The following is a 23,910-nucleotide window of genomic DNA, read 5'->3' on the forward strand; positions in this document are numbered from 1 at the left end:
CACCCCGTGTCCGCAGTGGGGTGGCCCTGTCACACGGGGTGGACGACCTCGGCGTGAAGGTAGCCGGGGGCGGGCGCACTCCCCCGGACGGCTGTCAGCCCCCGGCCACACCAGCCGTTCGGCGACCGAGGCACGCCTCACGTCACCCCGCCGGCCGACGGCCGAGGCACGGACCGCCGTCACCCACCGGTCACCCGCCGGTCAGCCGCCGCCCGCCGGTGCCGCCGCGACGCCCGCGCAAGGCCCGCCCGCGCACGGCCCCGAGCCGGCGGTACGGCTCCCGGGCGCAGACCAGCCAGACGGCGAGCAGGGCGGCGAGGATGCCCGCCCACAGCACATGGGCGTCGTCCCAGCGCGGGGTGCCCGGCGCTGCGAAGAGCGTGAAGCGCTTCGGGAGGAGCACGCCGGCCAGGACCGGCAGGGCCGTCACGGCGCCCGACACCGCCGGGCCCGGCACGCTCCGCACGGTGAACCGCACCGTCGCCGCGGCCAGGGCGAGCGCCAGCGCGCACAGCGCGCCGGCCTCGACCGTCAGCGCCCCCACCGGTGACGCGGCCCACGCCTCGGCGTCGGCACCCGCCCGCAGGACCCCCAGCACCGCCGCCCACCAGACCGCGAGCGGCGGCAGGACGAGGGCCGCGCGCACCGCCTGCCGCAGCGGACGCGGCACCGGAGGGACGCCCGTGGTGTGCCGGGCCGGATCGTCCAGGACGAACGCCGTCCCCACCGCCCCGCACAGCGCGGCCACCCGGGCCAGGTCGACCAGCACGACCGCCGGGAGATCCATCGAGAACACCACCGGTACGGCGGCGACGGCCAGCCCCACCGCCCAGCCGGCGGTGAACACCGCCCACGGCAGCGAGCGTGCCGTGGGCCGCACCAGGGCCGCCGTCACCGTCAGGCGTCGCCTCACGCGCACTGGTACTCCCGGTCGTCGGCGGTCTCGGCCGGGGCGGTGACGCCCAGCAGGGCTGCCGCGCGTTCGGTGCTCGTGCCCGCGGCGGACAGTTCCGCCCAGGACTCCTTCACCCTGCGGTCCACCTCCTTCGGAGGCTCGGCCGACAGCGCCTGGAACACGGCGAGTTCACGCCCTCGCAGCGACACCGCGCTCACCGGGGCCTGGATCACGCCCGGGCTGCTGGGCCCCTGTCCGAGCCTCTCGAACATCGCCTCGCCGTCCGGGGTGGCGCGGACCGCCAGCCAGACCATCAGCACGCCCCGCGCGTCGCAGTACACGCCCTCGTACCGCTCGTGTCCCACGACCAGTCCCCGGGCGACGCTCGCGGCGAACTCCAGCTCCCGCTCGCCGCCCCACGCGGTGGTCGCCGTGGACTCGCCGGGTGCGCCGGGTGAGGGCTCCCCGGTGCCCGACGGCCCGTCGAGCGCGGCGACCCGCTGCCGTACGGTCAGCGGACGCTTCGCGTCCGGTGCGCCGGCCAGCGAGCGCACCGCCTCCGTCACCCGGGCCCACTCGCCGATCCAGGGGGTGAACTCGGGGAAGGCACAGTACGTCGTCGCTCCGCGCCGCTCGCAGTCCTGGACGGCCGCCGGGTGGCGGGTCGCCGTCTCGCGCGCCTCGCGTACCGCGTCCGACGGTGCCGTGCCCTGGAGGGCCACGGTGGTCACGACCGCGCCGAGCGCCCCCAGCGCGGTGGCCCGTACGGCCCGTCCCCGGCCGCCGCTCATCAGGACCGCGCCGGCGGCCGTCAGCACCGCGAGCGCCAGCAGGTACAGCGCGTGCCAGGCGGCGGGCCGCCCCACCAGGTCGGACGGCAGGGGCCGGGCCCCCTCGTCGAAGAGCACGGGGGTCAGCCCGCGCAGCAGGGCCGGGCTGCCCGCTTCGGCGACGAAGACCATGGTGACGGCCAGGACGGCGACCACGGCCAGCGGCGCCACGAACGCGGACCGGGCGACCCGGCCGAGCAGCACGCCGAGGACGGCGGCCAGGAGGACCAGCAGCGGCCCGGTCACCAGCTCGGCGGGCGAGGCGTGGCCCACGGCCCCGGGCTTCAGCGCCGCCGCCGTGAACTGCCCCGCCACGATCAGCGCCCCCACGGCGGCCGTCGGCAGCACCGACAGCAGATGCGCGACCGTGCGCCGCCACGGCTGCAGCACCAGCACCCCGAAGTACGCCTCCGTGCCCCGCCGGTGCGAGCGCAGCACCGCCAGGTTCACGGCGACCAGCACCGCCAGCCCCAGGAGGAGTTGTCCGATCTGTGTCTCGCGGTCGACGTCCTGGAGCACCGGAAAGGCGTCCTCCGCCGCGTCGCCCGACCACAGGAGGAGGGCCACGTACGTCACGAGCGCGATCAGCACCAGGGGGTGCAGCAGCAGGCGCCGCGCCTCCACCCGGGCCAGCGCGAGCACCGCCCCCGCGCCGCCGCGGACCCGTACCGGCTGCGGTCTCGGCGCGGTCACCGGTGTCCCGGTCATCGTGGTCACGCGGCCACCTCCGCCACCTGATCGCCGCCGAGCGAGAGGAGGTAGCCGTCCTCCAGTGTCGGTTCGGCGAGCCGGGCGCCCGCGGGCGGGTCCCCGACGTTGCGGAACTCGCCCGTCCCGGTGCGCCATCCGGCCCGGGCGCCCGGCTGCCGGTCCCCGCTGTTCCACACCCGGCCGTCCGCCACCGCGGTCAGCTCCGCGGGCGTGCCGTCGAACCGGACCCGGCCCCCGTCCATCACGACGACCCGGTGGCACAGCATCGCCACGTCCTCGGTCTGGTGGGTGGACAGCAGCACCGTCCGGCCCTCTCCGGCCTCCGCGATCAACTCCCGGAACCGCATGCGCTGTTCGGGGTCGAGCCCGACCGTCGGCTCGTCCAGGACCAGGAAGCCCGGGTCACCGACCAGGGCCGCGGCGAGCGCCACGCGCTGCCGCATGCCGCCGGACAGCCGCCGTATCCGCTTGCCGCGCACCTCCGCGAGGCCGACCGCGTCGAGGACCCGGCGGGTCTCGGCGTGCCGGGCCCGCCGGTCGGTCAGCTCCTTGAGGATCGCGACGTAGTCGATGAACTCGAAGGCGGTGAAGTCCGGGTGGAATCCGGGGTTCTGCGGCAGATAGCCGAGGACCCGTCGTGCGTCCTGCCGTCCGTGGACCGTGCTCGGGTCGTGTCCGAGGACGGTGAAGGCACCCTTGTCCGGGGGCGTGGCGGTCGCCAGGACGCGCAGCAGGGTGGTCTTGCCCGCGCCGTTGGGGCCGAGCAGGCCCGTGACGCCCTCGGAGAGCCGCAGGGTGACGTCGTCCACCGCCGGGGTGCCGCGATAGCTCAGGGTCAGCCCGGCGGCGGAGACCGTGGGTCGTGTCATGACAGCCTCCTGGCTGCGAATCGAAGGGATCGGGGGGACGTGCCGAGGCGGCCGGAGTCGAAGCGGTCCCGCGCCGCGAGCAGCAGCACCGTCGCGAGCGTCGCGACCGCCGCCGCCGCGCCCTGGCCCTCGGCGGTGAAGGGCAGCGGTGTGCCGGACGCCAGAAGGCGGCTCAGCACCACCAGTGCCGTCCACCCGGCTCCGACCAGCGCCGGAGCGAGGACGGGGCCCAGCCGGGGCATGAGGGCGACGCCCGTGGCGGTCAGCGCGAGCGCCGGCAGCAGCCAGCCGAGCGCCGCCGGCCCGAGCGAGGGCAGTGCCAGGCTCGCCAGCCCGCTCAGCGGTGTCGTCGTCGACAGCACCGCGACCGTGCGCACCATCAGCAGCCGGAAGGTGTGCATCGGCGCGACCACGGCCGTCTCGTAGGTCGGGTCGAGCCTTGGGCCGAACGACAGCGCCACTCCGGCCAGGGGCAGCAGCGGTGCCGTGGCCAGCAGCATCAGCGGCGACGCGACCAGCGCCACGCCGACCGCGAGCAGCAGGGTGAGGGTCACGGCGCCGAGCCAGGAGCGGCGCAGCACGGGGGTCGCCGCGAGCAGCCGGGCGGTGTGGTCGGCGACGCCCGCCCGGAGCAGCAGCGACTCGGCGAGGCCCGGCCTCGGGGCGTCGAGTTCGTCCACCAGCCTGGCCCAGCCGGCATCGATCTCGGCGGGCGGGACGTGGGACGTGAGCGCGGCCCGGCAGTCGGCGCAGCCCGCGAGGTGCGTCTCGACGGACCACAGCCGGGGGGCGGCCAGCGTTCCCCGGGCGTACTCCGCGAGGTCCCCGTCGTCGGTGTGCCAGCTCATGTCAGGCCCTCCCGCAGTTGCCTCCGGGCGCGCATGGCCCGGGTCTTGACCGTGCCCGGGGGAATGCCGAGCAGCACGGCCGCCTCACGGGTCGTCAGTCCGTCGATCACCGTGGCCTGCAGTACAGCCCGCAGTTCCGGCGAGAGTGCGGCGAGCGACCCCGCGAGGTCACCGTGCTGCACCCGGGCCAGCACCTGTTCCTCGGCCGACACCTCCTCGCGCTGCCGCAGGCGGGCGAGCGCCTGCCGCAGCCTGCCGCGGGCCCCGTCGCCGCGCAGCGCGTCCACCAGACGGCGCGATCCGATCCGCCACAACCAGCCCGCGACATCGCCCTCGCGCCGGTACCGGGCCGCTCCCCGCCACACGTCGAGGAAGGTCTCCTGCACGACGTCGTCGACCAGCACCGGGTCGGCGCACCGGCCGCGCAGCCGCAGCACGAGCCACGGCGCGTACCTGCGGTACAGCTCCTCGAACGCCCGTCGGTCCCCGTCGGCGACCGCCCGCAACAGCTCGGCGTCGCCCGGACTCCCCCGCTTCATCTCGCTCACACCCCCTCATCGGACGAGACCCCCCGAGTGGTTCACGCCGCGAGAGAGGATTCCGGACGCGGGAGGGTCACGGGGTCGTCGGATCCCCGGCGACGAGTGTCCTGAGCGCGATGTTGAGTTCGAGGACGTTCACGCGGGGTTCGCCGATGAAGCCGAGCGTGCGGCCCTCGGTGTGCTCGTCGACGAGTTTCCGCACCTGGGCGACGGTCAGGCCGTTCTTCTCGGCGACGCGGTGGATCTGGAGGTCGGCGTAGGCCGGGGAGATGTCCGGGTCGAGGCCGGAGCCGGAGGAGGTGACCGCGTCGGCCGGGACCTGGGACGGCTTCACGGTGTAGCCGGGCACGGAGTTGTCCTCGACGACCTTCGCCTTCGCCTCCTCGACCGACGCGATGAGTTTCTTGTTGTCGGCGGAGAGGTTGGTGGCGCCCGAGAGGATCAGCCTGTATTGCGTGTTGACCGAGTTCTCGCCGAGCCCGTCGGCCGGCCGGGGCTGGAAGTAGGCGAGGCTGTAGCCCTGTTGGCCGATCAGGGAGGAACCGACGACCTTCCCGCCGTACGAGATCTCCGAGCCGTTCGCCTTGTCGTGGAAGAGGGTCTGGGCGACGCCGGTGACGGCGAGCGGGTAGACGACGCCCGTCACCAGGGTCAGCACCAGCAGGGCCCTGAGCCCCGCCCACAGCAACCGGGCCGTGTTCGATACGGAGTTGTTCATGGCTTTCAGCACGCCTTCACAAGAGTCACAGCCCGGGGACGAGAGAGATGAGCAGATCGATGAGCTTGATGCCGACGAAGGGGGCGATCAGCCCGCCGAGGCCGTAGATCGTGAGGTTGCGGCGGAGCATCCGGTCGGCGCTGACCGGCCGGTACCGCACGCCCCGCAGGGACAGCGGCACCAGCGCGATGATGATGAGCGCGTTGAAGACGACGGCGGACAGGATCGCGGAGTCCGGTGAGGACAGGCCCATGATGTTGAGCTTGTCCAGGCCGGGGTGGACGGCCGCGAACAGCGCCGGGATGATCGCGAAGTACTTGGCGACGTCGTTGGCGATGGAGAACGTGGTCAACGCCCCCCGGGTGATGAGGAGTTGCTTGCCGATCCCGACGATCTCGATCAGCTTGGTCGGGTCGGAGTCGAGGTCGACCATGTTGCCGGCCTCCTTGGCGGCCGACGTGCCGGTGTTCATGGCCACACCGACGTCGGCCTGGGCCAGCGCGGGGGCGTCGTTGGTGCCGTCCCCGGTCATCGCGACCAGTTTGCCGCCGGCCTGCTCCCGCTTGATGAGGGCCATCTTGTCCTCGGGCGTGGCCTCGGCGAGGAAGTCGTCGACGCCCGCCTCCTCGGCGATCGCCTTCGCCGTCAGCGGGTTGTCACCCGTGATCATGACGGTCCTGATCCCCATACGGCGCAGTTCGTCGAACCGCTCCCGCATGCCCTGCTTGACGACGTCCTTGAGGTGGACGACGCCCAGTACCCGGGCCCCGTCGGCGTCCTCGACCGCGACCAGCAGCGGGGTACCGCCGGCCGCGGCGATCCGGTCGGTCAACTCCCTCGCGTCGGGCGCGACTTCACCGCCCTGCTCCTCGATCCACCTGACGACCGACCCGGCGGCGCCCTTGCGGATCTTCCGCCCGTCGATGTCCACGCCCGACATCCGGGTCTGCGCGGTGAAGGCGATCCACTCGGCCCCGACCGGCTCGCGCTCGCGCAGCCCGTACTTCTCCCGCGCCAGGACGACGACGGAGCGGCCCTCGGGTGTCTCGTCGGCCAGCGAGGAGAGCTGGGCCGCGTCGGCGACCTGCTCCTCCGTCACCCCGCGCACCGCCACGAACTCGGCGGCCTGCCGGTTGCCGAGGGTGATGGTGCCGGTCTTGTCGAGCAGCAGTGTCGACACGTCACCGGCCGCCTCGACCGCCCGGCCGGACATGGCCAGGACGTTGCGCTGCACGAGCCGGTCCATGCCCGCGATGCCGATGGCGGAGAGCAGGGCGCCGATGGTGGTCGGGATGAGGCAGACCAGCAGGGCGACCAGCACGACCATCGTGAGGTGCGTGCCCGCGTAGTCCGCGAACGGCGGCAGTGTGGCACAGGCCAGCAGGAAGACGATGGTCAGCGAGGCGAGCAGGATGTTCAGCGCGATCTCGTTGGGCGTCTTCTGCCGGGCCGCGCCCTCGACCAGGTTGATCATCCGGTCGATGAAGGTCTCGCCGGGCTTCGTCGTGATCTTGATGACGATCCGGTCGGAGAGGACCTTGGTGCCGCCGGTGACGGCACTGCGGTCGCCGCCGGACTCGCGGATGACGGGTGCCGACTCACCGGTGATCGCCGACTCGTCGACGGACGCCACCCCCTCGACCACGTCCCCGTCGCCGGGGATGATGTCGCCGGCCTCGCAGACGACCAGGTCACCGATCTTCAGCCCGGTTCCGGGGACCTCGGTGCCGTCCACGAGACGGGCCACCGTGTCGGTCCTGGCCTTGCGCAGGGTGTCGGCCTGGGCCTTGCCGCGACCCTCGGCGACCGCCTCCGCGAGGTTGGCGAAGACGACGGTCAGCCACAGCCAGACGCTGATGGTCCAGCCGAACCAGTCACCGGGGTCCTTGAAGGAGAACACCGTGGTGAGCACGGACCCGATCCACACCACGAACATGACGGGCGACCTGACCATCACCCGGGGGTCGAGCTTGCGGAAGGCGTCCGGCAGCGACCTGATCAGCTGCCCGGGGTCGAAGAGGCCCGCGCCGACACGGCCCTCGGGAGCCTTGTGCCCGGTGGGTGCGTCCTGGTGGGGCGCGAGGGTGGGAGTGGACATCGCTTCGCTTTCGGTACGGGTGGTCATGACGCCAGCCCCTCGGCCAGCGGCCCCAGCGCGAGCGCGGGGAAATACGTCAGACCGGTGACGATGAGGATCGCGCCCACCAGCAACCCGGTGAACAGCGGCTTCTCGGTGCGCAGGGTGCCCGCGGTCTCCGGCACCGGCTGCTGCCCGGCGAGCGAACCGGCCAGGGCCAGGACGAAGACCATGGGCAGGAAGCGGCCGAGCAGCATCGCGATGCCGGTCATGGTGTTGAACCAGTCGGTGTTCGCGTTCAGGCCGGCGAAGGCCGAGCCGTTGTTGTTGGCCGCGGAGGTGAAGGCGTACAGCACCTCGGAGAATCCGTGCGCGCCGGAGTTGAGCATCGAGTGCGGCGGGGTCGGCAGTGCCAGGGAGACCGCCGTGAGGACGAGCACCAGCGCCGGGGTGATCAGGAGGTAGCAGGCCGCGAGCTTGATCTCGCGGGTGCCGATCTTCCTGCCCAGGTACTCGGGCGTACGGCCGACCATCAGCCCGGCGATGAACACCGCGATGACCGCCATGATCAGCATGCCGTAGAGGCCGGAACCGGTGCCGCCGGGCGCGATCTCGCCCAGCATCATGCCGAGCAGGGTGATACCGCCGCCCAGGCCGGTGAAGGACGAGTGGAAGGAGTCCACCGCGCCGGTCGACGTCAGGGTCGTGGACACCGCGAAGATCGACGAGGAACCGACCCCGAACCGCACCTCCTTGCCCTCCATGGCACCGCCGGCGATCTGCAGCGCCGGTCCGTGGTGGGCGAACTCGGTCCACATCATCAGGGCGACGAAGCCGACCCAGATGGTGGCCATGGCCGCCAGGATCGCGTGGCCCTGCTTGACCGAGCCGACCATGACCCCGAAGGTCCGGGTCAGGGAGAACGGGATCACCAGCAGCAGGAAGATCTCGAAGAGGTTGGTGAAGGGCGTCGGATTCTCGAACGGGTGGGCGGAGTTGGCGTTGAAGTAGCCGCCGCCGTTGGTGCCGAGTTCCTTGATGGCCTCCTGGGAGGCGACCGCGCCGCCGTTCCACTGCTGCGAGCCGCCCATGAACTGACCGACCTCGTGGATGCCGGAGAAGTTCTGGATGGCTCCGCAGGCCACCAGCACGAGGGCCGCGAGGAAAGCGCCGGGCAGCAGGATGCGGACGACACCGCGCACCAGGTCGGCCCAGAAGTTGCCGAGTTCACCGGTCCGCGAGCGGGCGAAGCCCCGCACGAGCGCCACGGCCACGGCGATGCCGACAGCGGCCGAGACGAAGTTCTGCACGGCGAGACCGGCTGTCTGGACGACCTGGCCCATGGTCTGTTCGCCGTAGTACGACTGCCAGTTGGTGTTCGTCACGAAGGACACGGCCGTGTTGAACGACTGCGCCGGGCCGACCGAGGCGAAGCCCTGCGAACCGGGCAGGACGCCCTGCAGCCGCTGGAGCAGATAGAGGAAGAGGACGCCGACCGCCGAGAAGGCCAGGACACCCCGCAGATAGGCGGGCCAGCGCATCTCGGTGTCGGGGTCGGCGCCGATGCACCGGTAGGCCCACTTCTCGACCCGCCGGTGCCGGTCGGAGGAGTACACCCCGGCCATGTAGGTGCCGAGGGGGGCGTGGGCGAGCGCCAGAGCCGCCATGAGGGCCAGCAACTGGAGGACGCCGGCGAGTACGGGACCCATGTGGTCTCAGAACCTCTCCGGGAAGAGCAGGGCGAGGACGAGATAGCCCACCAGGGCGACGGCCACGAGCAGGCCGACGACGTTCTCGGCGGTCACAGCCGGGTCACCCCCTTGGCGACCAGAGCCACCAGCGCGAACACCGCGACCGTGACGACGACGAAGGCCACATCGGCCATCGCGAACTCCTAGAGCGGGAAGAGGGACGAGAAAGAACCGGACGCTTCGAGGAAACCTCCTCGGCGGCCGGAACCGGTCGGCCTTGACACGTCCCTGACGGCGATGCCCACGGCTTTGACGGACCCCTGACGCGCCCGCCCCTCCCGCGTCCCCTGGCACCCGCCCCACACCTGGCGCGGACACCCCGCGCACCACCGTGCGCGCCCGGACCAGCGCACGTCCCCCGAGCACGTCCGCGCAGGCGGGACGGCGGCCGGCGAAGACCTTAACGAGGTCTTGACGCCACTCGGCCCCGTTCCCCATGGCCTGGGCCTCACGCGTTGCCTACGCTGATGCGGCGGTCTTCCGATGGCCGGAAATGTTCGTATCACCGCACGTCAGGAGCGTTCATGGGCACCCTGGAGGGCACCCGCACCAGCCGCCTGCGGGCATGGATGCTGGAGGGCCTGTCCGACATGGGCAAGGGCGGCGGCCGCACCGGGCCGCCCGCCGCGTCCCGGTCCGAGCACACCGGCCGGCCGTGGTGGCGCGTGATGTGCCTGACGGGTGTCGACTACTTCTCCACCCTCGGCTACCAGCCCGGCATCGCCGCCCTCGCGGCCGGCCTCCTCTCCCCCGTGGCGACGATCGTCCTCGTGATCGTCACCCTCGCCGGAGCGCTCCCCGTCTACCGCCGCGTGGCCGAGGAGAGTCCCCACGGCGAGGGCTCGATCGCGATGCTGGAGCGTCTGCTGACGTTCTGGAAGGGCAAGCTCTTCGTCCTCACCCTGCTGGGCTTCGCGGCGACCGACTTCCTGATCACCATCACCCTGTCGGCCGCCGACGCCTCGACCCATCTGATCGAGAACCCGCACCTCAACGACGCCCTGCACGACAAGCAGCTACTCATCACACTCGTCCTGATCGCCCTGCTGGGCGCGGTGTTCCTCAAGGGCTTCCTGGAGGCCATCGGCGTCGCGGTGGCCCTGGTGGGCGTCTACCTCGCGCTGAACGTCGTGGTGGTGGCGACCGGCCTGTGGCACGTCGTGACCGAGGGCCACGTCGTCACCGACTGGGCGACCGCGCTGACCGCCGAGCACGGCAATGTCTTCGTCATGGTCGGCGTGGCGCTGATCGTCTTCCCCAAGCTGGCGCTCGGCCTCTCCGGCTTCGAGACCGGTGTGGCGGTCATGCCGCACGTCCAGGGCGACCCGGACGACACGGAGGAGCGGCCCGCCGGCCGTATCCGCGAGACGAAGAAGCTCCTGACCGCGGCCGCCGTGATCATGAGTGTCTTCCTGGTCTGCACGAGCTTCATCACCACCCTGCTCATCCCGGAGAAGGAGTTCGAGCCGGGCGGCGACGCCAACGGACGTGCTCTGGCCTATCTGGCGCACGACTACCTGGGGAACGCCTTCGGCACGGTGTACGACGTCTCCACGATCGCCATTCTCTGGTTCGCGGGCGCCTCCGCCATGGCCGGCCTGCTGAACCTGATGCCGCGGTATCTGCCCCGCTACGGCATGGCGCCGCACTGGGCGCGGGCGGTCCGCCCCATGGTCATCGTCTTCACGCTGGTGGGCTTCCTGGTGACCTGGATCTTCGACGCGGACGTCGACGCGCAGGGCGGCGCCTACGCGACGGGCGTCCTGGTCCTGATCAGCTCGGCGGCGATCGCGGTGACCATCGCCGCCCGCAAGGCCGGTCAGCGCGGCTGGACCATCGGCTTCGGCGTCATCTCGGCCGTCTTCCTCTACACCACCGTCCTGAACGTCGCCGAACGCCCCGACGGTGTGAAGATCGGCGCCTGCTTCATCGCGGCCATCATCCTCGTCTCCCTGCTGTCCCGCCTGGCCCGTGCCTTCGAACTACGGGTGACGAGCGTGCGGCTGGACGACATGGCGGAACGTTTCGTCCGGGACATCGCCCACCGCAGGATCCGTTTCATCGCCAACGAGCCCGACAAGCGGGACCTCACCGAGTACCGCGAGAAGATCGAGCAGATCCGCCACGACAACGACGTCCCGGCCACCGAGGACCTCGTCTTCGTCGAGGTGACGGTGACGGACCCCTCGGAGTTCGAGGCCGAACTGACGGTCCGGGGCGAGGTCATGCACGGCCGCTACCGCGTGCTGACCCTGGAGTCGTCCTCGATCCCCAACGCCCTGGCCGCCCTGCTCCTGCACGTGCGGGACTCGACCGGCGCCGTGCCGCACATCTACTTCGAGTGGACCGAGGGCGGCCCCTTCGCCAACTTCCTCCGCTTCTTCCTCTTCGGCCAGGGCGAGGTCGCCCCCGTCACCCGGGAGGTCCTGCGCGAGGCCGAGAGGAACCGCGCCCGACGCCCCCGGGTGCACGTGGGCTGACCGCCCGCCGGGTTCCTCACCCGACGCGGAGTTCGGCGAGCTGGAGCCGGTACTTGCCGGACTCGTCCGAGGCGGGTCTGCCGAGTTTCGTGACACTCAGCCGCAGGTACCGACCGGTGGCGGAGGTGAGGGTATAGCTCCGGGCGGCTCCGGCGGGGTTCGGCTCGCCCGTGACGGTGCGGGCGGTGGTCCAGGCGGTGGCGCCGTCGAGCCGGGTCTGGAGGGTGAAGTCGACGGGGAAGCCCGCCGTGCCGCCGCCCGCACCACCGGTGTCCGTGCGCGGGTGGAGGGTGACGGACCCGACGGGCCGGTCGGCGCCGAGGTCGACCTCGATCCGGACCGGCGTCTCACTGACATCGGCGGACGGGAAGTCGATGCTGGTGAAGCCCTTGGCACCGGTCGCGCTGGTGAGGGTGCCGTCCAGGACCCGGGTCTTGCCCCAGTCGCCGTTCTCCAGCGTGCAGTTGCTCGTGACCGTGGTCGCGGCGGTGGGGACGGTGAGTTCGGCGAGCTGGAGCCGGTACTTGGCGGACTCGTCCGTGGCGGGAGCGCCGAGCCGCGTGGCCTGGAGCCGTACGTACCGGGCCGTCGTGGTCCTGAAGCCGTACGTCTGCACGCGGCCGTCGGGGTTGGCCTGCCCGGTGACGGTGCGGACGGTGGTGTAGCCGGTGACCCCGTCCGCGCGGGTCTGGAGCGTGAAGTCGACCGGGAAGCCCGCGGTGCCCCCTCCGGCGGCCGGGGTGTCGGTGCGGGGGAAGAGGCGTACGGCGTCGAGGTCGGTGTCGGCCCCGAGGTCGACCTCCACCCAGACGGGGTTGGCGCTGACGTCGGCGGAGGAGAAGTCGTTGCTGGTGTAGCCCCGGGCGCCGCTGACACTGGTGAGTTTGCCGTCGGTGAGCCGGTTGCGGCCCCATTCGGCGTTCTCCAGGCTGTTGTTGCTGGTGACCGGGCGGGCGAGCGCGAGGTCGTCGAGTCGGCCCGCGCCGGTGACCGTGAACGTCCATGTGCCGGGCCGGAGCAGGAAGTAGACGTACGAGGCGTCCTTGCCGTCGTAGGTGAGGCCGCCGACGCTCCCGGTGGCGGAGCCGCCGGTGAACACGGTGATGCCGTTCGCGGCGACGACCGGTGACGAGCCCCCGTACGTGGGGACACCCACGCGTGCGGTGGTCCCGCCCGGGGAGGTGAGGGTGAGCGTCACCTTGGTGCCGTCACGGGTGATCCCGAAGCGGATGTCGCCCTCGACCGTGGGAACCACACTGTTGATCTTCGTCAGGGTGCCGGTCTGCGGGATCACGTCGTACGTCTCCCAGCCGGGCTTGGTGGGCCGGACACCGGCGGCGTAGGCGGACAGCGCGTACAGCGGGCCGCCGTTCCAGGCGTGGTTGTCGGTGCCTTGCGACTTGACCCACACCTCCCACAGGGTGGGGCAGGCGGGGTCGGTGACCTGGGCGGCGAAGCGGTTGCGTATCCGCTCCTCGGCGACCGTGGCCGCGCCCATGAGGTAGAGCGCCTCCAGGACGTAGAACTCCATGTAGGGGCTGGCGTTGAGGTGGGTGCGCAGTACCTCGGTGATCGCCTTGTACCGCGAGGCGGGGGCGAGGCCCGCGACGACGGCGAGGCCGTTGGCGCGGTCGTCGGTGTCGCGGGTGTAGCCGGGTGAGCGGTACTCGCCCCGGGAGGAGTTCCACAGGACGCGGTCGAAGTTGGCCTTGATGCTGTCGCGGCGGGACTTCCAGCCCGCCACGTCCGCGGTGTTTCCGCTGAGGTCGGCCAGCTTGGCGGCGGTGTCCAGGGCCAGGTAGTACCAGCAGTTGTCGAGGACGCGGGCGTCGATGTCGGTGCCCCAGTCCTCCCAGTCCCAGTCCCCCGCACGGTGGTTGACCAGGCCGTCGCCGTCCAGGGTCCACAGGTCCAGGTACTTCTTCACGGCCGGGTAGGCGACGGTGACGGCGCTCTCGTCGCCGGTGTAGAGGTAGTACGTCCAGAAGGACCACACCGAGGCGAGCATCTGGACGGGCAGTTCGGCGGTCCAGATCGTCGAGGGGACCGGGGAGTAGAGCTGACCGCCGGACTTCTGCCAGGCGGCGAGCTGGGCGATGGCCTTCCTGCCGAGTGCGAGGGACCTGGTGTCGAAGGTGTAGAAGCCCTCCTTGAGCTGGTTGACCACGTCCCCCCACCACTGGGCGCGCTCACGGGTGGGGCAGTCCATGTAGGTGTCGCGCATGTTGACGTACATCGTGCGGGCGGCCTTGGTCCACAGCGTGTCCAGGAAGGGGTCGCTGCTGCCGAACGACCCGGCGAAGTCGGTGTCGTAGCCCGACTCGCGGTACTTCAGCTCCAGGATCGTCACGTCGGAGGGGATCGTGTACCGCACGGCCGTGCCGCTCATCCACGCCAGTGGCTCGAACTCCTGCACTCCGCCGGCGCATACGTAGGTGGCGCGCATGTTGTACTGCGTGCCGGGCTCGATGCCGACCAGGCCCGCGCCGTCGTCGTAGTGGTCGGTCTGGATGCCGATCACGGCTCCGGCCGGCGCGTCGACCTTCAGGAACGGGGTCACCTGGATGTTCGACGGCAGCGTGGCCGAGATCGCGGTTGACCCGCGGCCCGTGGTCGGCAGCGATGAGGCGTTGGAGTAGCTCTTCAGGCCGGAGAAGCGGAACTGCGGGATCGGACGCTCGACGAGACCGTTCCAGGGTGCGGAACCGGCGGCGCCGAAGTCGGTCGGCGCGGTCCAGGCGCCGTCGTCGAACCCGGGCGACCGCCAGCCCGACATGACGGCGGCGGCACGGGCGTCGTAGTACACGTTGGACTCGGGCAGCCGGAAGTTGACCTGCGTGCCGCCGGTGTCGTTCGCGTAGCCGGGGTGCACGGTGTGCTTCCAGCCTGTGTCGCTGACCAGGCGGGTGGTGGTCGTGCCGGCCTCGATGTCCGACTGGAACAGCAGACCGCCCTTGCCGCTGCTGTTGTGCGAGAAGCCCTGCTTGCCGAAGTACCACACCAGCAGCGCGACCGTGTTGCCGCCGCTCTTCAGGTGGGGGGCGAGGTCGATCTCGTCGTAGTAGGTGTCCGTGCGGTTGGGGCCGCGCTTGAGGCCGCCCTCGAAGACCACCAGGGTGCCGTTCACCCACAGCCAGTACTTCGAGTCCGCCGCGATCCGGGTGACGGCCTTCGACGGCGCCGCCGCCAGCGTGAACGACCTGCGGAAGGCCACCCACTGGTTCGCCGAACTGGTCGGCGCCCAGATCCACTTCGCGCTCCAGGAGACCGCGGCGGACGCCGTGGCCGAGAGCCCGGGCAGCACGAGGGAACCCAGGGTGGGAGCGAGGGCCACGGCTATGGCCGAGCGCAGAGTGGACCGGCGGGTGATGTCGGGCATGGCGGCTCTCCTACGACGATGACTCGGCAGAGGGGTTGAATCGATTCAATCGGAGGTCGCATGCGGCCCGTTCGTAGAACGTGCCACACGGGGAACGCCCAAGATTGAGCCGAGGGGGGTCCGGTCGTCAAGGACTCTGCGAGTAACGTTCCAGAACACCGACGAGGCAGGGCGGTGTGCGACGACGGAGGTGGGGGACCCCAGTGCGATCAGCCGACGGCCCGAAGCGCGTCACGATCGCCGATGTGGCGCGCAGCGCCGGTGTGTCCACCTCGGCGGTGTCGAAGGTCCTGAACAACGCGTACGGGGTGAGCCCGGCGATGCGCGACCGGGTGCGGCGGGCGATGACCGAGCTGGGTTACCGCCCGCACGCGGCCGCCCGGGGCATGCGGGGCCGGACGTACACGATCGGCGTGCTGCTCGCGAGCATCCGCAACGCCTTCTACGCCGACCTCCTGGACGGCGTGAACGCCGCCCTGCGGGACACCGAGTACACGGTGTTCCTGGGATCCGCCGGTTCCGCCGAGGCCGAGATGGCGGAACAGACCAGACTGATCCACGCCATGGCGGACCGGCAGATGGACGGCCTGATCCTGATCGCGCCCGCCGTCCCGCGCACGGAGGTGGTCCGCCTGGCGGCACAGGTGCCGACCGTGGTGATCGGCCACCACGATCCGTCTCCGGCGTACGACAGCGTGGTCAACCAGGACGGGGCCGGGGTCGACCTGGTCGTCGACCACCTGGTGGCCCTGGGGCACCGGGACATCGCCCACCTCTCGCATCCGACGGTGCGCGGCACCCGGTGGGAGCAGCGGCCCGAGCATCATGTGAGGGCCGCCTACCGTGCCGCGATGGCCCGGCACGGCCTGGCGGATCTGGCCCGGGTGGTGCACTCCGGGTACTCCGACGAGGGCGGCCGCACGGGCGCCCGGGAACTGCTCACCTCCGCGCGTCCGCCCACCGCGATCTTCGCCGGTGCGGACGTCGCCGCGACCGGTGTCTTCCGGGCCGCCGCCGAGCTGGGCCTGCGCATTCCCGAGGACCTCTCGCTCGCCGGCTACAACAACACCTCGGTCGCCGCCCTGGAACCGGTGAGCCTGACCAGCGTCGACCAGGCGGGCGCGATGATGGGCGAGACGGCCGCCCGGCTGCTGCTGGAGCGGCTGGAGAAGCGGCGCGACCGCGCCGTCGTCACGGCCTCGACGCCGCACCTGGTCACGCGCGGCAGCACCGCACCGCCGCGCGGCTGACCGCATCCGTCCGACGCACGGGCACCCCCTCCGCGCAGTCGGGCCGCGGTTGAGTCGTTTCAGACGTAGAACGTTCCACACGAACCGTCAGCAGGCGTCGGTCGCCTCGCCGGGGTCACGGGGCCCGGCGGGTCATCCCGTCTCCAGATCCGCGCCGTTCCAGACGAAGCGGGCGCTGGTGACCGCGTCGTCGTGCCCGTCGGTGAGGAGTTGGTGGACGGCGATGCCGGGCAACTCGCCGTAGGTGCACCACTCGTGGTCGGAGGTGACCATCAGGTCCAGGTCGAGCGCGGTGAGCAGGCCGAAGACCTGGCCGCGGTTGACGGTGTCGACGCCGACGAAGACCTCGTCCAGCAGGATCGGCCGGGGCGCCAGGGGCACCGCCTCGTAGTGCGCGGCGACGGCGGCGAACAGCGGCAGGTGCAGGGCGATGGCCTTCTCCCCACCGGAGAGCGCGCCGTGCAACTTCTTCGTCAGCGGCTGCCAGCCGGTGCCACCGGCCCGGTCGAGGTGGACGGTGAAGCGGTGCCAGGCGGTGTAGTCGAGCACCTCGCCGAGCTGTTCCTCCCAGGTCACGGCCGTGCCGCTGCCCCCGGCCTCGCCGATCCGGGCGCGGAGGAAGGCGTGCAGGGCCTCCCGGTCGGACTCGGTGACCCGGGCGGGATCCTTCAGCAGCAGCTCCCGGGCGGTGCGGGTGCTGTCCGGCAGGTCCGGCCGGACGTCCCAGACGAGCCGGACGGCGACGCGGGAAGCGGTACGGACCCGCTCCAGGTGCTCGTTCATCCGGTCGACGAGTTCACCGGCCCGGCGGATACGGACCGCGAGATGGCGGCGGACGTCCCCGGTGAGGATCTGGTCGAACAGGTGCCGCTCGCCGCCGGTGAGGTCGTCGCGGGCGCTGTCGCGCTGCCGGGCGAGCGCCCCGAGCAGTCGCGCCGCTCCCACGCGTACGCCGTCCAGGTCGGCGCTGAAGATCTGGACGTCGTCGTCGGCCACCAGGTCCAGGTCGGCGCCGGCACCCAGGTGGCGGCGTGCCTCGTGGACCGCTTCCGAGAGCCGGGTCGCGGCCTCGCCCAGGTGGCGTGGGGCGTGCGGGACGGTGGGCCACTTCGCCGCGATGGCGCGGGCCGTCTCCAGCATGGCCCCGGGGTCGTCCCCGGCGTCCGGTCCGGGTGTGAGGCCGACGTCCGGTCCGAGTGCGAGGCCGACGTCCGGTCCGAGTGCGAGGCCGGCGTCCAGTACGGGTGCGAGGCCGGCGTCCAGTACGGGTGCGAGGCCGGCGTCCAGTACGGGTGCGAGGCCGGCGTCCTCGGCGAGTCCGGCCAGGCACAGGTGCCGGAGGCGGTGCGCGGCGCGGTCCCGGGCCAGGACGGCCTGTTCGTGTCGTGCGGCGTCCTGTCCGCTGACGGCCCGCAGCCCGCCGACGCGGCCCTCCAGCCGGAGCTGGAGATCGGCCGCCCGGGCGACCGCGTCCCGGCAGCGGCGCAGTTCCTCGCGCGCCTCGGCGAGCCGCGCGACGATCTGCCGGTGGTCCGCGCCGGCCCCGGCCTCCGCCGCCTCCAGGCGCGCCCGCAGTCCCGCCGCCTCCGCCTCGGCGGCCGCCGCGTCCCCGGCCTGTTCGTCGGCCGCCCGCTCCGACCCGTCCGCGCGTTCGGCCGCCTGCCGGGCCGCGTCGGCCGCGCCGTGTGCGGCGAGGCGGGCGTCCACCCAGCCGTCGGCGGTGTCCCGGAACCGGTCGAGACCGGCGTCGAGCGCCCGCAGCCGGCCGCGGTCGGCGGGCAGCGCGTGCTCCGCGGCCCGGCGGGAGAGCTCGCGCAGGGCAGCCGCCACCTCGTCCTCGCACCGCGCCAGCCGCCCGGCGGCGTGGCGTACGGCGTCGTCGCGGGCGGCCACCGCCTCCTCGGCCCGGTCCCGTTCGCGGCGCGGCGTGTCGAGTTCCCGGTGGTCGGGGCGGGCGGCGAGGTCGGCGTCCAGCCGTGCCCGGCGGGCGGCGAGGTCGCGCGAGCGGTCGTCGAGCGCGGCGAGGGAGGCGCTGGTGCGGGTGATGCCGTCGGTGAGTGCGGCGATGGCGCGCTGCCGGGCCCGCTGCCGGGCGGCGGCGCCGATGTAGACAGGTTCCTGCTTGCTCCAGGAGCCGGTGGCCAGGGCGAGACGCCAGGCGCCCTGGGCGGACACGGCCGCCGCGTGGCCGTCGGGCAGGCCCGCTCCGAACGCGACACCGGCGAGGATCCGGTTCACGGTGTCGACGGGGACCGGGATACCGTCCTCGGGCCGCAGCACCGCCAGCAGGCTGTGCCCCGGGGCGGCGACGGCCAGCGCGGACTCGGCGCGGGTGTCATGGCCGGGCAGCGTGATCCCGCCGTAGGGGCCGACCCAGGCGTCCAGGAGGCCGGATGCCTCCAGCGCGGCTTCCACGGCGGCCTGGACGGGCATCGGGACGCCTTCGCGGAAGGCGATCAGCCGCCACAGGGGTGCTCCCGCGGTGGCCGAGCGGACGGTGGTGCGGGTCGCCGGGGGCGGTGGCGGCAGATCGGTCTCGCCGCCGAGGCGCTGCATCTCCTCCACGAGCCTGCCCCGCTCGTCCCACAGGCCGGGACGGGCGGCCCGTACGGTGGCCTCCGCGGTGGTGATCTCCCGTTCCAGCGGGCGGGCGGCCGCTTCGACCAGGGCCGTCACCTCGGACTCGGCCGCCGCTCCGGCCGCGAGTTCCCCTGGGTCGGCGATGCGCAGTTCCGTACAGCTCGCGGCCCAGGCGAGCAGCCGTTCCCCCTGGTCCGCCAGGGCGGTGTCCCAGTCTCCGGCGGCCTCGTCCCGCCGGGCGCCCGCCTCCGCGAACCGTGCCCGGGACTCGTCCAGCAGCTCCTCGGCGGCGTCCCGGTCGCGTGCCGCGCGGTCGTGCTCGTCCATCGCCGCGGTGACGGCGGCGAGCTGCTGCCGCCGGGCGGTGACCGCGCGGCGCAGCAGCAGGCGGGCCTGCCGGGCCCCGCTGTCGCCCGGCGGGTCGTCGGCGGCCCGCCGCGGGTCGTCGATGGCGCCGAGGAGGGTGCCCGCCTCGTCGTGGACGGACTCCAGGCCGGCCGCCCGGGCCGACCCGCGTGCTTCTTCGGCGGCGTCGCGCGCGTGCTCGTCGAGGGTGCGCGCCCGGCCCGCCGTCGCGTCGGCGTGCGCGCGGTCCTGCTCCGCCGCCGCCCGAGCGGCCCCGGCGAGGGCGCGCCGGCGGGCGGCGGCGGCCGTCGCGTCCTCGGTGCGGCGGCGGAGCGGGTCCCGTTCCTCGCCCCGCCCGTACGCCTCGCTCCGCCGCAGCCCCTCGACGGTCTCCTCCAGGTCGCGGGCACGCCGTTCCTGTTCCTCGCGCAGGGCCCGGGCCGACTCGCGCTGGGCGAGGGCCTGCGCGTACTCCTCGGCGCTCTTCCGGGCGGCGCGGGTGAGGTCGTCCGTCTCGGCGGTGGCCTCGATCAGCGCGGCCGCTCCGGCGCGCAGGACCCGTCGCGCGTACGTCCGCTGCCCCTGGGCGAGGGTCTCGGCCGCCGCCACCTCGTCGTCGAGCCGGCGCAGGTGTTCGCGCCGACGGTCCAGCTGTGCGAAGCCCGCGGCGAGTTCGGCGATCTCGCCCTCGCCCAGGGGCGGCAGGGCGCGGGACAGCAGGGTGGAGAGCAGCGACGGGTCGAGGCGTTCGGAGAGCTTGGGCTGGCGCAGCTGGAGCAGGGCGGACAGCAGGGACTCGTAGCGCTGCTCCCCCATCCCGGCGAAGAGCGCACGGCGTACGGCGGTGCGGTGGCCGGTGGCCGAGGTGTGCACCTCGCCCCTGTCGCCCAGGGCTTCGGCGAGGGCGGCGCGGGTCAGCGGCTGTCCCGCCTCGTTGACGAGGAGCACGCCGTCGGGACGGGCGAGGCGGGCGCCGGTGGTGAAGTAGTCGGCGTGCACCCCGGTGGTGTGCACGCTCGCCTGCAGCCGGGCCCCGCAGCCGAAGAAGCGCTCGGTGCCGTCGTGGTCGACGCGGCGGAACTCCATCCAGACGTACCCGACGCGGGTCTTGCCGGTGGCGCCCTCGCCGAGCAGGTTCCAGTGCATGGTGCGTTCCGAACCGCCGAACGTGGAGAGGCGGTTGGGGCGGAGGCTGGCGTCGAAGAGGAAGGGCAGCAGCAGTTCGAGGGCCTTGGACTTGCCCGAGCCGTTCTGGCCGCGCAGCAGCAGGCGGCCCCGGTGGAAGGTGAACGTCTCGTCGTAGTAGCGCCAGACGTTGAGGATGCCCGCGCGGTGCGGCTGCCAGCGGCCGCCGGGTGTGTCCGCCGCTCGCGCCGCCGGGCGCGCGGGATCGGTGGCCTCGGGCCGCCGGGGCAGGGGAAGCTCTGTCAGGCTCACCGCTCGCCTTCCTCTGTCTTCTCTGGCTTCTCTGGCTTCTGTGGCTTCTGTGGCTTCTGTGGCTTCTCGGTGTCCGGGGCGCCCGGGGCCGGACACGTCGTCCCCGTCAGGCGGTAGCGGTGTGCGGCCGGGCGGGCGAGGGCACGGCCGGCGGCGCGACGGGCCAGGCCCATGTCGCACAGCACGTCCACGGCGTCGTCGGACAGACGGGCGCCGCCGTCCTCCTCGGGCCGGTAGGTCCTGGTCCAGCGGGGGAAGCGGCGCAGCAGGTCGGTGCCGGCCTCGACGAGCTGCTCGGGGCGGAGTCCGGCGGGCTCGGCGCACAGGGGTTCCAGGAGGAGCAGCGCGGCGACCCGGGCGGTGGAGGTGTCGTCGGGGAAGCGGACGTCGGTGGCCAGCGCGTCCGGGTCGACGAGCAGGAAGCCCTCGGCGCGGTCCTCCAGCAGGAAGCCGGCCTGTTCGGCCGAGCGGCGCAGGGTCTGGCGTCCGGCCGGGGAGGTGACGTAGGCCAGTTCCTCGTCGGTGAGGTCCGACCGGTACAGGACGGGGTCGTCGAAGAGGCGGCGCAGCACGGAGTGCCGCAGCCGCCGGGCGTCCGGGGCGGCCGTCCCGGCGTGCTCGTCGTCGGCCGTGCCGCCGCCGGTGTCCGTGCCGTCGTGGCGGTGTTCGCGCACCAGTCCCGTGAGGAGGTCGTCGAAGCGGGCGGGCACCTCGTCAGGGGGTACGGCGAGGCGGGCGGCGCCGACGGGCGCCGCGGGCAGGCGCATCAGCAGCGTGGTGTCCACGCGGTAGAGGACCGTGGCGTGCGGGGACGCGGCGTACGCTGCGGTCGACCCGTCCACCGCGTGCAGCACGTCGTACGACTCCAGCAGTCGCAGTACGTCCACGAAGGCCGTCCGCTCCTCACGGCGGGCCGGGTCGAACGCGGGCAGGGCCGGGTCGGCGGCCGTGGCCCGGGCGACACGGTCGGCGAGCATGCCGACGGTCGTCATCGGTGCCGTCAGCAGTTCGGCCGCGATCACGCACAGCAGCACATAGCGGCGGCGGTCGAAGGGTGCCCGGCCCGCTCCCGCGGCGCGGGCCGGGCGGGAGCCGTCCGGGTCGGCGCGGACCTTGACGAGGCGCGCGTAACCGCGGCGGGGTTCCACCAGCAGGGTCCAGCCGCAGGTGTGGTCGAACCAGCGGGCCACCGGGTCGCGGCGGCGGCGTACGAGGGCGAAGCCGGCCGGGTCGGAGGTCTCGGTGAGCAGGGGGCGGGCGAGCAGGAGACGGACGGCGCGGGAGACCTCCTCCCGTTCGGTGGCGGCCAGATGGTTGGCGAGGCTGCTCATCCGGCCGTCTCCCGGTGCAGGGCGGACGAGTGGCCGGCCGGGGAGGCGGCCGCCGACACGCCGGAGGGCGATGGCAGGGGCGGCCGGGCGGCGGTGGCCGGGGGGCGTGCGGGGTGGGTGCCTCGCTGCGGGGGTCCGGCGGGCTGCCCGGTCCGCACCGAGGGCTGGGCCCACGGCTGCCGGGCCGGTGCCTGCTCCGCCGGCCGCGGGGCAGGGGATGCGGCCGCAGGCGTGGCCGGGGGTGCGGCCGCCCCGCCGGCCTCCGTGATGCGGACGACGTAGTCCGGTCCGGCCAGCGTGCCCCGCGCCGTGCGCAGCAGGGCGGTGCGGGCGTCGGGAGGCGGGGCCAGGGCGATCTCCACCCGGCCGTCGCCCGTGGTGGCGCGGCGCAGGCCGGCCGTGTCCGGCCGGGTGGACAGGGCGCGGCCGAGCAGGTCCAGCAGGCGGTCGAAGACCGCGGGTTCCAGCTCGCCGAAGGCGGACAGCCGCACCGGGCCGCGGGTCTGCAGCATCCGGCAGGCCAGGGCGAGTTCGGCCCGTTCCGCGCGGGCCCGCTCGGCACGCTCCGCTCTGACCGCCGTGACGTCGCGCACCCGGGCCGTCCGGGTGAAGCGCTCCGTACGTCCGCTGCTCCGCAGCAGCGCCGACACCTCCACGGGCGGGGTCTCGGCCCAGGGGCGGGACGAGGGGATCAGTTCCGGGTCGGGGTGGGCGAGGTGCGCGTGCCGTGCCGGGCCCAGCCCGAAGGCCGCCGACCACAGCCGGTGCAGGTCCTCCTCCGCCGGTGCCGCGGCGAACCAGCGCGCCAGTTCCCTGAAGTCCTGCGCGGCGCCGGAGGAGGGGCGGCGCGAGGCGTCGTTCCGCTCCAGGGCCTCCAGGAGCGGGGCGAGGGCCCGGCGGGCGATGGCGTGCAGCCGCTCGATCCGGGGCCGCGCCCCGTCCTCCGGCCGGAACCACGACCGCAGCACGGCCCAGCGGGCGCGGCGGTTCTCCAGCCAGCCCGCCACGGGGTCCGCGCCCGCCACGGGATCCGGGGCGGCCGACGGCGGCAGTCCGGCCCCGCGCAGCGCCCGCTCGCGCAGGCCGGCGCTCCCCCGCTCCTCGACCCGGGCGACGGCGGCGGCGACCCTCCGTCCCCGCAGGTCGAGGTCGGCCAGGAACTCCTGGAGGTGGGCGACGGTGGCGGCCCTGACCTCGCGGAACGCCTCCGGGTCGGCGCTCTCGGCACGCAGCAGCCGCTGCAGTTCGCCGTTGAACGCCGTGGTGTCCTCCACCAGGGTCTCCAGGTGGCCCTCCAGCTCGCGCAGCGCGGTGAAGATCCGGCGGTCGGCCGAGGCGGGTTCGCCGGACAGCAGGCACAGCTCGTCGAGCCGGTCGGCGATCGCGTCCAGCACGGCCGTCCGCAGCGCCCCCGTGGAGCCGAGGACCTCACCCGCGCTCCGGACTCCCGCGAGAGCGGCCTCGCCCCGGCGGGTCAGCGAGTACCGCCGGGGATGCGGCTCGTGCTCCTCGGCCCTGCGGGGATGCGGCTCGTGGTCCACGGCCGAGCGGTGGTGCCCCCCGAAGTCCTCGGCCGTGCGGTGGTGCCGCTCGTGCTCCGCCGCCGCAGAGTGCTCCTTTGCGGGGTGGTCGTGCAGCACGTCCAGCAGTTCCCACCGCGCGAGTCTCCCCAGCGTCTCGCGCAGTGCGTCGTCCTCGACCGCCGTCGCCCGGCCCGCCCGGCGCAGCCACGCGCGGACCGCGTCGGGCCCGAGCTCCGTCTCCAGATGCTCGGCGGCCGCGCCGAAGGCGTCCAGGACCGCTCCGTCCAGGTCGGGGGTCTCCCCCGTCGTGAACCGGAACATCTCGGGTGGAACCCTGCGCACGC

General features: G+C 73.4%; 15 protein-coding genes. 2 read left to right on the forward strand and 13 right to left on the reverse strand.

Annotated elements, in window-relative coordinates:
- Window positions 1-190 precede the first annotated feature (190 nt).
- The 9 genes from PYR72_RS08575 to kdpF all read right to left on the reverse strand — a co-directional run bounded on the left by PYR72_RS08575 (window position 191) and on the right by kdpF (window position 9,295).
- Window positions 191-913: an ABC transporter gene (locus PYR72_RS08575; protein ID WP_275454731.1), complete on the reverse strand. Its 723-nt coding sequence runs from the start codon at window positions 911-913 to the stop codon at window positions 191-193.
- Entirely contained in the window at window positions 910-2,442 is a 1,533-nt protein-coding gene (locus PYR72_RS08580; protein ID WP_275454732.1) for an ABC transporter permease, read from the reverse strand. Before PYR72_RS08580 ends, PYR72_RS08575 begins: the two co-directional genes overlap by 4 nt.
- A complete protein-coding gene (locus tag PYR72_RS08585) occupies window positions 2,439-3,305 on the reverse strand; it encodes an ABC transporter ATP-binding protein (protein WP_275454733.1) in 867 nt (288 codons plus the stop codon). Before PYR72_RS08585 ends, PYR72_RS08580 begins: the two co-directional genes overlap by 4 nt.
- A complete protein-coding gene (locus PYR72_RS08590; RefSeq protein ID WP_275454734.1) occupies window positions 3,302-4,153 on the reverse strand; it encodes a zf-HC2 domain-containing protein in 852 nt (283 codons plus the stop codon). The genes PYR72_RS08585 and PYR72_RS08590 overlap by 4 nt, the downstream gene beginning before the upstream one ends.
- Window positions 4,150-4,692 carry an RNA polymerase sigma factor gene (locus PYR72_RS08595; protein WP_086022926.1) on the reverse strand — a complete coding sequence of 181 codons (543 nt, stop codon included), beginning with the start codon at window positions 4,690-4,692 and terminating at the stop codon, window positions 4,150-4,152. The genes PYR72_RS08590 and PYR72_RS08595 overlap by 4 nt, the downstream gene beginning before the upstream one ends.
- A 76-nt stretch (window positions 4,693-4,768) precedes the next feature.
- On the reverse strand, window positions 4,769-5,413 hold the full coding sequence (locus PYR72_RS08600) for a potassium-transporting ATPase subunit C (RefSeq protein WP_275454735.1): 645 nt from the start codon (window positions 5,411-5,413) through the stop codon (window positions 4,769-4,771).
- 25 nt (window positions 5,414-5,438) lie between these two features.
- Window positions 5,439-7,538, reverse strand: a complete 2,100-nt coding sequence (gene kdpB, locus PYR72_RS08605) for a potassium-transporting ATPase subunit KdpB (RefSeq protein ID WP_275454736.1) — start codon at window positions 7,536-7,538, stop codon at window positions 5,439-5,441.
- Window positions 7,535-9,199: a potassium-transporting ATPase subunit KdpA gene (gene kdpA, locus PYR72_RS08610; protein ID WP_275454737.1), complete on the reverse strand. Its 1,665-nt coding sequence runs from the start codon at window positions 9,197-9,199 to the stop codon at window positions 7,535-7,537. Before kdpA ends, kdpB begins: the two co-directional genes overlap by 4 nt.
- A 6-nt stretch (window positions 9,200-9,205) precedes the next feature.
- A complete protein-coding gene (gene kdpF / locus PYR72_RS08615) occupies window positions 9,206-9,295 on the reverse strand; it encodes a K(+)-transporting ATPase subunit F (RefSeq protein ID WP_275454738.1) in 90 nt (29 codons plus the stop codon).
- Window positions 9,296-9,765: 470 nt separating this feature from the next.
- Here kdpF and PYR72_RS08620 point away from each other — a divergent pair, with 470 nt between their 5' ends.
- The gene (locus PYR72_RS08620; RefSeq protein ID WP_275454739.1) at window positions 9,766-11,721 is read left to right on the forward strand and encodes an amino acid transporter; all 1,956 of its coding nucleotides are present in this window, start codon (window positions 9,766-9,768) and stop codon (window positions 11,719-11,721) included.
- 16 nt (window positions 11,722-11,737) lie between these two features.
- Here PYR72_RS08620 and PYR72_RS08625 read toward each other — a convergent pair whose 3' ends face one another.
- The gene (locus PYR72_RS08625; RefSeq protein WP_275454740.1) at window positions 11,738-15,100 is read right to left on the reverse strand and encodes a discoidin domain-containing protein; all 3,363 of its coding nucleotides are present in this window, start codon (window positions 15,098-15,100) and stop codon (window positions 11,738-11,740) included.
- A 203-nt stretch (window positions 15,101-15,303) separates the two neighbouring features.
- On the opposite strand from PYR72_RS08625, the gene PYR72_RS08630 reads away from it, so the two are divergent.
- Window positions 15,304-16,350, forward strand: a complete 1,047-nt coding sequence (locus PYR72_RS08630) for a LacI family DNA-binding transcriptional regulator (RefSeq protein ID WP_275454741.1) — start codon at window positions 15,304-15,306, stop codon at window positions 16,348-16,350.
- Window positions 16,351-16,482: 132 nt separating this feature from the next.
- On the opposite strand, the gene PYR72_RS08635 is transcribed toward PYR72_RS08630, so the two are convergent.
- From PYR72_RS08635 to PYR72_RS08645, 3 genes are read right to left on the reverse strand one after another with little or no spacing between them, the layout of a single operon-like run.
- The gene (locus PYR72_RS08635; protein WP_275454742.1) at window positions 16,483-20,712 is read right to left on the reverse strand and encodes a TIGR02680 family protein; all 4,230 of its coding nucleotides are present in this window, start codon (window positions 20,710-20,712) and stop codon (window positions 16,483-16,485) included.
- Window positions 20,709-22,043, reverse strand: coding sequence for a TIGR02678 family protein (locus PYR72_RS08640; protein ID WP_275454743.1), 1,335 nt, complete (start codon window positions 22,041-22,043; stop codon window positions 20,709-20,711). The genes PYR72_RS08635 and PYR72_RS08640 overlap by 4 nt, the downstream gene beginning before the upstream one ends.
- Entirely contained in the window at window positions 22,040-23,887 is a 1,848-nt protein-coding gene (locus PYR72_RS08645) for a TIGR02677 family protein (protein ID WP_275460364.1), read from the reverse strand. Before PYR72_RS08645 ends, PYR72_RS08640 begins: the two co-directional genes overlap by 4 nt.
- Between the last annotated feature and the right edge of the window lie 23 nt (window positions 23,888-23,910).

The organism is Streptomyces sp. VNUA24 (assembly GCF_029167005.1).
GTDB classification, from domain to species: Bacteria; Actinomycetota; Actinomycetes; order Streptomycetales; family Streptomycetaceae; genus Streptomyces; species Streptomyces scabiei.

Excerpts from the sequence above, each read along its gene's own strand:
- PYR72_RS08585 (WP_275454733.1), bottom strand. The coding sequence starts at position 3,305 with ATGACACGACCCACGGTCTCCGCCGCCGGGCTGACCCTGAGCTATCGC.
- PYR72_RS08590 (WP_275454734.1), bottom strand. The coding sequence starts at position 4,153 with ATGAGCTGGCACACCGACGACGGGGACCTCGCGGAGTACGCCCGGGGA.
- PYR72_RS08595 (WP_086022926.1), bottom strand. The coding sequence starts at position 4,692 with ATGAAGCGGGGGAGTCCGGGCGACGCCGAGCTGTTGCGGGCGGTCGCC.
- PYR72_RS08600 (WP_275454735.1), bottom strand. The coding sequence starts at position 5,413 with ATGAACAACTCCGTATCGAACACGGCCCGGTTGCTGTGGGCGGGGCTC.
- kdpB (WP_275454736.1), bottom strand. The coding sequence starts at position 7,538 with ATGACCACCCGTACCGAAAGCGAAGCGATGTCCACTCCCACCCTCGCG.
- kdpA (WP_275454737.1), bottom strand. The coding sequence starts at position 9,199 with ATGGGTCCCGTACTCGCCGGCGTCCTCCAGTTGCTGGCCCTCATGGCG.
- PYR72_RS08620 (WP_275454739.1), top strand. The coding sequence starts at position 9,766 with ATGGGCACCCTGGAGGGCACCCGCACCAGCCGCCTGCGGGCATGGATG.
- PYR72_RS08625 (WP_275454740.1), bottom strand. The coding sequence starts at position 15,100 with ATGCCCGACATCACCCGCCGGTCCACTCTGCGCTCGGCCATAGCCGTG.
- PYR72_RS08640 (WP_275454743.1), bottom strand. The coding sequence starts at position 22,043 with ATGAGCAGCCTCGCCAACCATCTGGCCGCCACCGAACGGGAGGAGGTC.
- PYR72_RS08645 (WP_275460364.1), bottom strand. The coding sequence starts at position 23,887 with ATGTTCCGGTTCACGACGGGGGAGACCCCCGACCTGGACGGAGCGGTC.